This window comes from Sulfurospirillum halorespirans DSM 13726, from assembly GCF_001723605.1.
GTDB classification, from domain to species: domain Bacteria; phylum Campylobacterota; class Campylobacteria; order Campylobacterales; family Sulfurospirillaceae; genus Sulfurospirillum; species Sulfurospirillum halorespirans.
Genome location: NZ_CP017111.1, coordinates 2,965,104 through 2,975,550 on the forward strand (window position 1 = coordinate 2,965,104; position 10,447 = coordinate 2,975,550).

Annotated in this window: 14 protein-coding genes; 9 read left to right on the forward strand and 5 right to left on the reverse strand. The window is 43.1% G+C overall.

Annotation, left to right across the window (positions count from 1 at the left end; translation table 11 throughout):
- Positions 1-68 precede the first annotated feature (68 nt).
- The 4 genes from SHALO_RS14860 (at position 69) to SHALO_RS14875 (ending at position 3,411) form a co-directional block, all read left to right on the forward strand.
- The gene (locus tag SHALO_RS14860) at positions 69-296 is read left to right on the forward strand and encodes a YgaP family membrane protein (RefSeq protein ID WP_069479223.1); all 228 of its coding nucleotides are present in this window, start codon (positions 69-71) and stop codon (positions 294-296) included.
- 108 nt (positions 297-404) lie between these two features.
- Positions 405-1,670, forward strand: coding sequence for a 3-isopropylmalate dehydratase large subunit (leuC, locus tag SHALO_RS14865; protein WP_069479224.1), 1,266 nt, complete (start codon positions 405-407; stop codon positions 1,668-1,670).
- Positions 1,670-2,245, forward strand: a complete 576-nt coding sequence (gene mobA / locus SHALO_RS14870) for a molybdenum cofactor guanylyltransferase (protein WP_069479225.1) — start codon at positions 1,670-1,672, stop codon at positions 2,243-2,245. The genes leuC and mobA overlap by 1 nt, the downstream gene beginning before the upstream one ends.
- Positions 2,242-3,411: an EAL domain-containing protein gene (locus SHALO_RS14875; protein ID WP_069479226.1), complete on the forward strand. Its 1,170-nt coding sequence runs from the start codon at positions 2,242-2,244 to the stop codon at positions 3,409-3,411. Before mobA ends, SHALO_RS14875 begins: the two co-directional genes overlap by 4 nt.
- Before the next feature lies 1 nt (position 3,412).
- Here SHALO_RS14875 and SHALO_RS14880 read toward each other — a convergent pair whose 3' ends face one another.
- Positions 3,413-4,543 carry a nitrous oxide reductase accessory protein NosL gene (locus SHALO_RS14880; RefSeq protein WP_069479227.1) on the reverse strand — a complete coding sequence of 377 codons (1,131 nt, stop codon included), beginning with the start codon at positions 4,541-4,543 and terminating at the stop codon, positions 3,413-3,415.
- A 129-nt stretch (positions 4,544-4,672) separates the two neighbouring features.
- On the opposite strand from SHALO_RS14880, the gene SHALO_RS14885 reads away from it, so the two are divergent.
- Complete coding sequence (locus SHALO_RS14885; RefSeq protein ID WP_223809734.1) at positions 4,673-4,963, forward strand: Dabb family protein; 291 nt, start codon at positions 4,673-4,675, stop codon at positions 4,961-4,963.
- Here SHALO_RS14885 and yddG read toward each other — a convergent pair.
- Complete coding sequence (gene yddG / locus SHALO_RS14890) at positions 4,938-5,843, reverse strand: aromatic amino acid exporter YddG (protein ID WP_069479228.1); 906 nt, start codon at positions 5,841-5,843, stop codon at positions 4,938-4,940. The genes SHALO_RS14885 and yddG overlap by 26 nt on opposite strands.
- 50 nt (positions 5,844-5,893) lie before the next feature.
- Here yddG and SHALO_RS14895 point away from each other — a divergent pair, with 50 nt between their 5' ends.
- Entirely contained in the window at positions 5,894-6,940 is a 1,047-nt protein-coding gene (locus tag SHALO_RS14895) for a phospholipase A (RefSeq protein WP_238585258.1), read from the forward strand.
- A 61-nt stretch (positions 6,941-7,001) separates the two neighbouring features.
- On the opposite strand, the gene SHALO_RS14900 is transcribed toward SHALO_RS14895, so the two are convergent.
- Entirely contained in the window at positions 7,002-7,280 is a 279-nt protein-coding gene (locus SHALO_RS14900) for an RNA recognition motif domain-containing protein (protein WP_025346286.1), read from the reverse strand.
- Positions 7,281-7,572: 292 nt separating this feature from the next.
- On the opposite strand from SHALO_RS14900, the gene moaC reads away from it, so the two are divergent.
- The 3 genes from moaC to SHALO_RS14915 are packed head-to-tail and all read left to right on the forward strand — an operon-like array spanning position 7,573 to position 9,548.
- Entirely contained in the window at positions 7,573-8,052 is a 480-nt protein-coding gene (gene moaC, locus SHALO_RS14905) for a cyclic pyranopterin monophosphate synthase MoaC (RefSeq protein ID WP_069479229.1), read from the forward strand.
- Positions 8,024-8,281 carry an HP0495 family protein gene (locus SHALO_RS14910; RefSeq protein ID WP_025346288.1) on the forward strand — a complete coding sequence of 86 codons (258 nt, stop codon included), beginning with the start codon at positions 8,024-8,026 and terminating at the stop codon, positions 8,279-8,281. Before moaC ends, SHALO_RS14910 begins: the two co-directional genes overlap by 29 nt.
- A gap of 13 nt (positions 8,282-8,294) precedes the next feature.
- Complete coding sequence (locus SHALO_RS14915) at positions 8,295-9,548, forward strand: DUF6781 family protein (protein ID WP_069479230.1); 1,254 nt, start codon at positions 8,295-8,297, stop codon at positions 9,546-9,548.
- Positions 9,549-9,600: 52 nt separating this feature from the next.
- On the opposite strand, the gene SHALO_RS14920 is transcribed toward SHALO_RS14915, so the two are convergent.
- Together SHALO_RS14920 and SHALO_RS14925 are read right to left on the reverse strand one after the other, a co-directional pair.
- Entirely contained in the window at positions 9,601-10,110 is a 510-nt protein-coding gene (locus tag SHALO_RS14920) for a DUF4405 domain-containing protein (protein WP_025346294.1), read from the reverse strand.
- A 53-nt stretch (positions 10,111-10,163) separates the two neighbouring features.
- Complete coding sequence (locus SHALO_RS14925) at positions 10,164-10,412, reverse strand: DUF3862 domain-containing protein (protein WP_069479231.1); 249 nt, start codon at positions 10,410-10,412, stop codon at positions 10,164-10,166.
- Positions 10,413-10,447: the final 35 nt, after the last annotated feature.

Sequence of the window (10,447 nt, forward strand, 5' to 3'; positions counted from 1 at the left end):
TAACGTATGTTACTGACAGAACAAGGTGAATTGTCTTATAATGATTCAAATTAGATAAGGAGTTTACGATGAAATGCAATGTAGGAAAAACAGACCGAATGCTTCGTGCAATTGTGGGTGTTGCTGTGATTATTTTAGGGGTTATTTTTAACAGCTGGTTTGGGCTGATTGGTATCGTGTTGCTGGCAACCGCACTGTTTCGTTTCTGCCCAGCGTACCTTCCTTTTTCCCTCGACACCTCTAAAAATGATGACGCAGGTTCTTGCGGTGGTGGCGGTTGCGGCTGCGGTAAATAATCTTTATTAAGAGTCGCCTTTTTTAGGGGACTCCTCTGCTCTTTTTTTTTCTTAAACCTTTTTTCGCTAAAATACCCCTAATTCTTACATGTAAACAAAAGGCATACCATGGGACAAACCATCACTGAAAAGATTTTTAGCGACCACGTGGGTCACGCAGTTAGAGCTGGCGAGATTATCAAAAGTAAAATCGACATGGTCATCGGCAACGACATTACCACGCCTATCTCGATCAGAGCATTTGAGCAGAGTGGCGCGACCAAACTTGCCAATCCCGACGGCTTTAGCATCGTGATGGATCACTATATTCCTGCCAAAGATATTGCCAGTGCGAACCAAGCCAAGATCAGCCGTGAATTTGCGTACAAACACGACCTTAAACACTATTTTGATGAAAAAGATATGGGCATTGAGCACGCACTTTTACCTGAAAAAGGGCTCGTCGTTCCAGGCGATGTCATCATCGGTGCCGATTCACACACCTGTACGCACGGCGCTCTTGGCGCTTTTGCTACGGGCATGGGCTCCACTGACTTAGCGTTTGCGATGATTACGGGTGAGAACTGGTTTAAAGTACCCGAATCCATCAAAGTCGTCTTTAGTGGAAAGCCTAAAAAATACGTTTACGGAAAAGATTTGATCCTTGAAGTGATTCGTATTTTAGGCGTGGATGGCGCATTGTACCGAACGCTCGAATTTACAGGTGACACCATTGGCTATCTCAGTATGGATGATCGTTTCTCCTTGTGTAATATGGCGATTGAAGCGGGTGCCAAAAGCGGTATCGTTGCGGTGGATGACATTACCAAAGCCTTTTTAAACGACAAAAATCTTGCACGCGAGCCAAAATTCTTCTACTCGGATGTTGATGCAACCTACGTGCACGTCCTTCACATCGATGTCGCCAATCTTGAGCCCGTGATTGCGTATCCATTTTTACCATCGAATGGCAAATCAATCAATGAAGCGGTCAAAGATGATTTGAGCATCGATCAAGTCTTTATTGGCAGTTGCACCAACGGTCGTTTGGAAGATTTGCGTATTGCGGCAAGCATCTTAAAAGGTCGTAAAGTCGCACGTAAAACACGCCTTATCATCACCCCAGCAACACAAAAAATCTCCTTGCAAGCGCAAAAAGAGGGCTTGGTGGACATTTTTATAGAAGCAGGAGCGGTCTTTAGTAACCCAACCTGTGGTGCCTGTTTAGGCGGTTATATGGGCATTTTGGGCGAAGGGGAACGTTGTGTCTCCACAACCAATCGTAACTTTGTGGGACGCATGGGAGCGCGCACAAGCGAGATTTACCTTGCCAACTCAGCCGTAGCAGCTGCCAGTGCCGTTATGGGCAAAATCACCGATCCAAGATCACTGTAATGCCTTTGATCCCACTGCCTTTAGTCATCATCGCAGGCGGGAAAAGTTCGCGCATGGGAAGCGATAAAGCCTTGCTTCCCTTTGGCGGTTTTAAAACACTCACCGAGTTCCAACTTCACAGGCTCAAACCTTACTTTCCTCGTTTACATGTAAGCGCTAAAAACAGCGAAAAATTTGCGTTTGAAGCCTCCTTTATCGACGATAATCCCAACTTTACCGACCACTCACCTCTGGTTGCACTGCTCTCCATTTTGGAGCAGTTGCAAACGCCTGTGTGTGTGCTCAGCGTCGATACCCCATTTGTCACGCCTGAGATTTTTGAAACACTGTATGAAAATTTTGAAGAGGGAGATGATGCGATTGTTGCCGCCTCCCCGTGCGCTTCACATCAACTCTGCGCGATTTATGCCCCCTCTATTGCGAAGACAATGCGTGCGCAACTTGCCAAGAATGAGCACAAAATCCGCTCCGTTTTCAGCCAAAGCCGTACCAAATTTATCACTTTTGAATCAGACGAGCCTTTTTTCAACCTTAACCATCCTGATGAATACCAAAAAGCACAGGAGCTTTTATGATCGATTCACTGACTAACGTCTCTTCCCTCAATGCGTTTGAAGCCAAACTGCTTACATGTAAAAGCCCCAAACTCTTTTTGGTCGACATCAAACAGTTCAAAAATATCAATCTGGAGTTTGGCGACGAAGGGGGAAATTTCGTATTGTGCGCGTTTTCGATGACGCTACAAAGCTTTGCAAGAGCCAAAGAGATGGAGCTTTTTCGCATACACGATGATAAATTTGCTCTTTTGCTCGACACTCCTTTTGAACTCTCCAAGATGGAGAACCTCATCTTTGCGCTGTGCGAAGAGATGGAGCGTCTAAGCTTTGCCTATCAAAATAAAAATATCGAGGTCGAAGTTCACATCGGCATCAGTTTTGACCATTTTGAACCTTTGGAAAAAGCACAAAAAGCCCTTTTAGTCGCCAAAGCAGAAAATCAACCCTTTGTCACCTACTCCGAATTTGCCAATGTGTTGATGAGTGAAAACGAAGAAGCGATGGAAGCGATGATGAAAAGTGCGATTGAAAATGGGCAAATCGTGCTCCATTTTCAAGCGATTGTTGATCAAAATGAAGAGCCTTTTTACTACGAAGCGCTCCTTCGCTTAGCCTATCATCAAACCCTCCAATCGCCCAAACTCTTTTTAAAAATTGCCAAAGAACGCAATCTCTACAATGCACTTTTTGAAAGCATCGCACACAAAGTGGCACAACTGTGCGACCAAACAGGGCTGCGCCTTGCACTCAACCTCTCCTCTGAAGATCTGATCAACACCAACCATGTAAGCTTTTTGAAAACGTGTTTTGCAGAAAAATCAATCGTCCTAGAGATTCAATACGATCCAAAAACGCCTCTTGGAAATTTAAAAAAAGCGATGCGAGAACTCAAAGATGCGGGGCTGATGCTTGCGCTGGATAATGTCGATAATGTCGAGCTGATCAACGAGTTTGAAGCAGGGCTCATTGATGTAATCAAAGTGCATGGTGATCTTATTCGAAATCTCGCACTGGGCGCATCTGCACAGCTTACATGTAAAAGCCTTGTCGTGCTAGCGCAGAGTAAAAACATCCAAAGTGTGGCAACACACCTTAACGCAAAAGCCATTGTTGAGGCTGCTCGTGAACTTGAATTTGATCTTTTTCAAGGCTATATCTTCGAGCAACCTCATTCATTAGTCTAACTTACTTGTCCTGCGCGTAAACCAGCGCTTCATCGATCTTAGAAAACTCTACCACCTGTAGGCCTTTATGATCTTTCATAAACGTTTGCGCACTGGTGAGGGTTTTAAAAGGAATAAACTCTTTTCCCATTGGTCCCACAACATCGCTTCCCACAACATAAAATGCTTTCATTCCATCGATCGCATCTCCCGTGTAGTAATCACTGACCAAAATAGTAAGCTCCGCGTCTTTATGTTTCGTATAATTGCCCCATTTTGAAGGCGCGTGATAAAATTTCAACAGATCTTTTACGCCATCAAACGCATGGCTAACGGATTTGCCATTTTCACTGTAATTCATACGTGCCGCCCATTTGGGGTACTTGTAAACAAACATCCCGCATACAGGGCATTTTTCATCTTTTTCGACATGAATCGTTGTTTTATGCTCATGCGCTTCTAGACGTACAATTTCCCAAAGATACAGTGAAACCGCTTGGAGCTCTTGCTCATTCACCTCTCCACACACTTGCGTTTTTTTCAAACCAACTTTGAGCTCCGCAATGGTGTTAAACGCTTCTAGATGAATCTTCTCTTTTTCACATTTGCCATTGTAGATTTTCTCACCCATCGGGTACATACCCTTTTGCTTTTTCTTGATAAACTCATCAACATCATTGGCTAAAGAGGCTTTTGCTTTGGCAAAGGCTGCATCAAAAGTCATCACTTCACCACCGTTTTCTGTCGCAAATGCTTTGGCATCGGCTTCATTAGCAAAGGCAAGTTTACTGACCATACTCATCGTTCCAGGCACGTTAGAACCGACCACATAAAATGCACTCTTCACGTCGATGAGTTTTTCACTTTTGACATCGGTGACCACAATTTTAGAAATGTGTGATTCAATGGCTGGGTAGTCCGCCGCAAGGCATCTGATAGAGCAGTACTGTTTTGCGGTACCATTTTTCAAGATAACCCCATGTGACGTTTTGTAGAACATTTTCAAACTCATCCCACAAATAGGACAATACGCTTTTTCATCCCCTTTTTGAATCAACTCTGGCTCACCCGTCGCCATCTTATTGAACTCATTTGCGTGTAATCCCAATGCGAAAACGATTGCGAAAACGATTCCCCATAGACTTTTTTGCATCCTTTGCTCCTTTTTGGAAAATTGTGTTGAGTCTATCGCCAAAGTGTTAAATTAGTGTTAAATGTCACACGTCATTGCATCATTTCTTTCTCCTTTAGATGTGTTATAATGTCCAAAAATGAAGGAGAAATGATGGTTAAGCATATTGTATTTTTTAAACTGCCTGATAATTCTGAGGCGTCTAAACAAGCGGTGAAAGATCGCATTATGAGTATGCAAGGCAAACTGGATTTTGTGAAGCATCTGGAAGTTGGCATCAATTTTTGCACAGAAGAGCGAGCCTTTGATGTCGCCCTCATCAGTGATTTTGAGACCAAAGAGGATTTGCAAACCTACGCAACGCATCCGATTCATGTCGAAGTGGTGAATTTCATCAAATCACTGAATGCCGTCTCTAAAGTGGTCGATTACGAGTACTAATCTTTGAAAGCAACCCGTTAAAAAAAGGGAGGGAAGAGAGTATCGAACCAAGGACGATCAGGGCACACGCGAGCCAAATTGCGCTGTTGGGAGCTGATCGTCCAAAAAGCACTAACAAGAGTGTTGAAAGAAGCGGTGTCGCATACGAGAGCGAGCCAATTAACTTAATGTCACCTTGTTTCATCCCATAATCCCAGACAAAAAAAGCCACCCCAACGGGACCGAGTCCCAACCCAATTGCCGCGATACACTCTTCCAAAGTAGGCATATACGTCTGCTCAAACACCAAATGCGCACACAAGGAAAGCAGTGCACTCGCACCACAAAATCCTCCAACGCTGAGGGTAGGAATGGAACCAAAATAGCGTGAAAGCACCGAATAACTGCTCCAAATAAACGCACACAAAAGCGCGTACATGTAACCGTGCGTATACTGAGAAGCAAAAGCGATCTCTTTGCCAAATCCTAAAAGAGCTAAAGCTCCCATAAACCCTAAAAGGGCTCCTACGATATGAAACCATCGTAGTTTTTCATGGGGAAGAAAGCTGCTCAAAAGCACAATCAGCAAAGGCCAGAGGTAATTAATCAGATTGGCTTCCAAAGCGGGAGCACTTTTAAGCGCTAAAAAGTAAAAAAAGTGGTAACCAAAAAGACCGTAAATGCCGACCAACCAGACTTTCCACGGCAATCTCAGATGAATCATAATGCCTTTACCCTCTTTGATCCACAATCCAAGCCCAATCATAAATGCCACACTAAATGCCATAAACGTCAGCTGAAACGGGGGAATTTTTTGGGTAAAAACGGTAAAAAGTGCCAACGTTGCCCACAGCAAAATGGCACTAAGCCCTGCAATATTTCCTTTTTGTATACGATTCATTTTATATCCACCATTATTGCGTTATAATTTTATCTTTTGAAAGGTAACGCGTGAAAAAAATATTTTTGTGTGCTATTCTAGCACAAATTCCTTGGGTACTCTTGGCAGGTGAGCTCACTGTTCTTGAGGAGCAAGCCAAACGTGGCGATGCGAAGGCTGCGTATGAGTTAGCCAAACAATACGAGGCACAACACAATAATGAACGTTCATTATACTGGTACAAACAAGCGGCGATTTTAAGTTTTGAAGCCAAAACTTCCCAAAATAAAGAGTTAGAAAACAGCATCGCGCAACAGCATCAAAAAGCAGAACGCACGGAAGCCATCTACGGCTCTTTCTTAACACCGTATGACGATGACGAAGAGACACAAAGTTCAGTACGCCAAATGGTGACCAAAACATTTGACATAGCGCCTTATAAGATGAACTATCTTCTACCCATCACCTATGACACCGTCGATCACGCAAACAGAGACAATCAAGAGACTAAATTCCAAGTCAGTTTTCAAAAAGGCTTGAGTGATAATCTTTTGGGACTCAACGAGAGCTTTGTGGTTGCGTATACCCAAACCTCATGGTGGCAAACGGCGTCGGATTCATCTCCGTTTCGCGAGAGCAATTATGAGCCAGAGCTTTTTATGATTATGCCTCACTTTGATACCGATAGTTTTATCAAAGCCTATCAATTGGGTATTGTGCATCAATCCAACGGACAAGGTGGCGATAAATCGCGCTCATGGAACAGAGTCTATGCTAAAGCCTTTTTCCAAGCAGGCGGACTTGTTATTTCACCTCGTGTCTGGTACCGTTTACCTGAGGATGAAGCAAGTGATGATAATCCCGACATTGATGACTATTTAGGGTATGGAGATTTGGAGCTGATCTATCCGTGGAAAAAACAGACCTTTAAAGTATTGGTGCGCAACAATATGCGTTCAGAAGAGAACAAAGGTGCTGTGCAATTTGACTGGACATTCCCAATGTGGGCAGAGAATTTATTTGGATACATTCAACTCTATAGCGGCTATTCAGAAAGTTTGATTGATTATAATAAACGAACCGATCGTATCGGCATAGGTTTTGCGCTTTCACGTTAAGCAGAGGTAAAAGGGTAAAGAAACCCATGCCAAGAGCGTGGGGATTCTTTACATGTAACGCCTAGTTAAAATCTCTTGGAGATCTTCTTGGGCGCTCTTCACGAGGTCTGGCTTCATTCACTTTTAAAGTTCTTCCACCGATCTCTTTCTCGTTTGTCGCTTCAATTGCAGCTAACGCTTCTGAATCATTTGGCATTTCAACAAAACCGAAACCTTTAGATCGTCCAGTCTCTCTATCACTGATGATTCTTGCACTTGATACTTCACCATACGCTGAGAACATCTCTTTAAGTTGATCTCCCGTCATCTCATACTTTACATTGCCCACGTAAATATTCATCTTGACCATACTCCTCATTTTTGAACCACCCGCGTTACCTTTTGCCCGTAACTACGTTAATTTCAAGGTAACTTGAATGACTTTTCATAATCATTGTAGCATAAAATCAAGATTTCTAGTCTGCAAGTGGGCTGTTTTTCTGAATAATGAGAAAAAATGACACACTCTTATCACACGTGGGACTTAAGAGAAATGGTGTTATAATAGATTTGACTTCTTTTCCAAGCAGCAGGGCAGATTCAATCGCCTAAGTGCCGAAGAGAAGAAACCAAGAAAAACCAAAGAGGGGCGGATGAAACTCACCCATTTAGATGAAAAAGATAGACCAAAGATGGTCGATGTTAGCGATAAAGTTGAGAGTTTTAGGGTTGCGATTGCTAGTGGCATGATCACGATGAGTCAAGTTGCGTTTGATATGATTATCTCTCAGCAAACCAAAAAAGGACCCGTCCTTCAAACCGCGGTTATCGCAGCGATTTTGGGAACAAAACGCACCAGTGATCTTATCCCTATGTGTCACCCTTTGATGCTCACTTCCGTGAATTGTGACGTGGAAGAGCTTCCAGAGCTTCCTGGATTTAAACTCACTGTTACCGCAAAACTCAAAGGGCAAACGGGCGTGGAGATGGAAGCGCTAACGGGGGTGAGCATTGGGCTTTTAACCATTTACGATATGTCCAAAGCTATCGATAAATCGATGGTCATCAGCGACATTCAACTCGAATCTAAAAGTGGAGGCAAAAGTGGAAACTACACCCGAACTTCAGCTTGATTACCCATGTCATTGGGAGTACAAGCTCGTCCTTAGCGTCGAGCACAACGTCACCACCTTAGTTCAGGAGATCTTAGAAGAGCGCATTCATGAGGTTCGCAAATCGCAAAACAGCACGAAAGGCAACTACGCAAGTTATACCCTGCGCGTTCTTGTTCACAATGCGGACGATCGTAAAATGCTTTTTCACCTGCTGAAAAGTCACCAACACATAAAATTTGTACTGTAAAAGAGGTCACACCATGGAATCTACCTATACTATTTTTCTAGCCACACTCAAAGAGAATAAAGGCAATGCGGATCTGTTAAAACTGATCAGTGAGCTTAGCTTTGAACTCTCACGTAAAAAAGTGCAACGTCTCAAAGATGAAGCCAACATTCACAACCGTATCGGCGAGCTTTTTGAGCTTTTCTGCAAAGCACTGCACGATGAAGGGCTCAAATCTCCTCGTGCCATTAGTGCCGTGATCGATGGTCTTTTAAAAGCGATCAGCCATGAAAAAGAGGCATTTTTATACAAATCCATCTACGAAAAAGAGCAGTTAGAGAAGAGCATTTTTGCTCAAAAACAGCAAATTAGATTCGCCGTTGCGGAAGCATTTTGTGTTCTTGAAGCGCATATTTCTCATATGCAACCCGAAACGCAGGAGAGTGCGTTAACCGCCCTGCACGATGCAAAACTGCGCGGAATTGAGATGCTAGGTATTCTCAAAGAGACTACCCAAGAAGCACTGCTGACAACCCTTGAAAATGGCACAGACATCGCTGATACGATTCATGAGATCACCAAAAACCTCAGCTTTCAAACCATCGCCGAGGGCGATCTGACCAAACAGCGCATTATTGATATTTCCAATACGATTATTACAGCAAGTGTCGACATCGCCGATGAAGATCAAGGACATGCGAAAGATATTTTAGATGGCGCGATCAACGGTGTGCGCGAAGGTATTACCAAAGCGATCGATAAATTTAAAAATGATCTCAAATATGCGCCAACTGAGTCCATGGAAGGGCTTTTAGAGACCGATCTTTCGGAGCTTCGCAAAGAGCTTTTGCGTATGGACGAGCAGTTTATAACCCTCTTGGAAGTCACCGCTTCGCACAGTGAGGGCATTTCTGCAAGTCTCATCAAAGAGATGATCAAAGAGATGAACAGCTCAACCGCTAAAATAAAACGTGCTGCCAACGATGCCAAAGAGGTCATTAGCGAGCGCATTGAACAGCTTAAAGCAGAGGCGTCTGTTTTTGAAAAAACCTTTAAAGACAAGGCTGAGAAGAAACTTGAATCGCTTAAAAAAGATGTAAATAACTTTGAGAAAAAGGCATCGGAAAAAGTCGAATCGTTCAAACAATTTGAGTTTGAAAATGAGACCGCCAAACAGATGGCACAGGATGCGAAAAAGCTAGGATTTCGTGCATGGGAAGTGGCAAAAAACATGATGGATGGCGCAGTGAAAGGGGCAAAAGAGGCTCTTAGAAAAGACGAAAAATAACGCTTTAAACCTTTTACATGTAAGGATTTTTCCTTACATGTAAAGCCTCACACTACGGCGCTTTTGGCGCTGAAAATACAATATTTAAAACCTCATCATTACTTTTTTCATTCGCTTTGGCAATTTCTGAAACAGACTGTTTGTGTGATGCTAATATCTGATTGTCGGCTAATTTTTTAACCACCATATCTTCATCCAAATCCACAAATGCCGCTACTTTTGAAATCGGCGCATTGAGCATCGCACTAAAAAGTTGATTTTTAGGGGAGATGCTTTTGGCTTGCGGATTGATCAATGGTAGAATGATAAATGCTGCGGTGACGAGAAGCGCAAAAGCAGCTGACACAAAGGTGGAGCGTTTTTTGAAGTAGGAGAGAAACCCGCTCCAATTTTTGAACAAATGCAAACATCCAACAAGTGCAAAAGCAAACCCTAACCAAATATGCAACGACTGGATGGAAAACATACGAATTTTAAAATACATCAAAACACCGGTAATGGAAACAACCACAAATACGACGGTTAATAATGCACTCAACACATTTCGAGGGATTACCTTCATCTTTAACTCCTTGGAGTGGAATTATAGATGATTTATATTAATCCTTTGTTAATTCATTCAATGCCAACCGAGTGCATAAACATCACTTTATCGGCGACTAATTTGACTTTGATGTAGTGTTTTTCATCGCCCCACGTACAATCACTCACGCCTGCCATCGCATCGCAATTGGTCGCTTTGCCCAAAAGATCGGTTACTTGCGTGTAGCTCATGCCCACTTGAATCTTGTCATAATTCTCTTTGCTTACCTTGGTACATCCTGTAAAGATAAGCAACGCTAAGGCTATCATGATATATCGCATGCGCACTCCTTGATTCGATCTTACGTTAGACTATC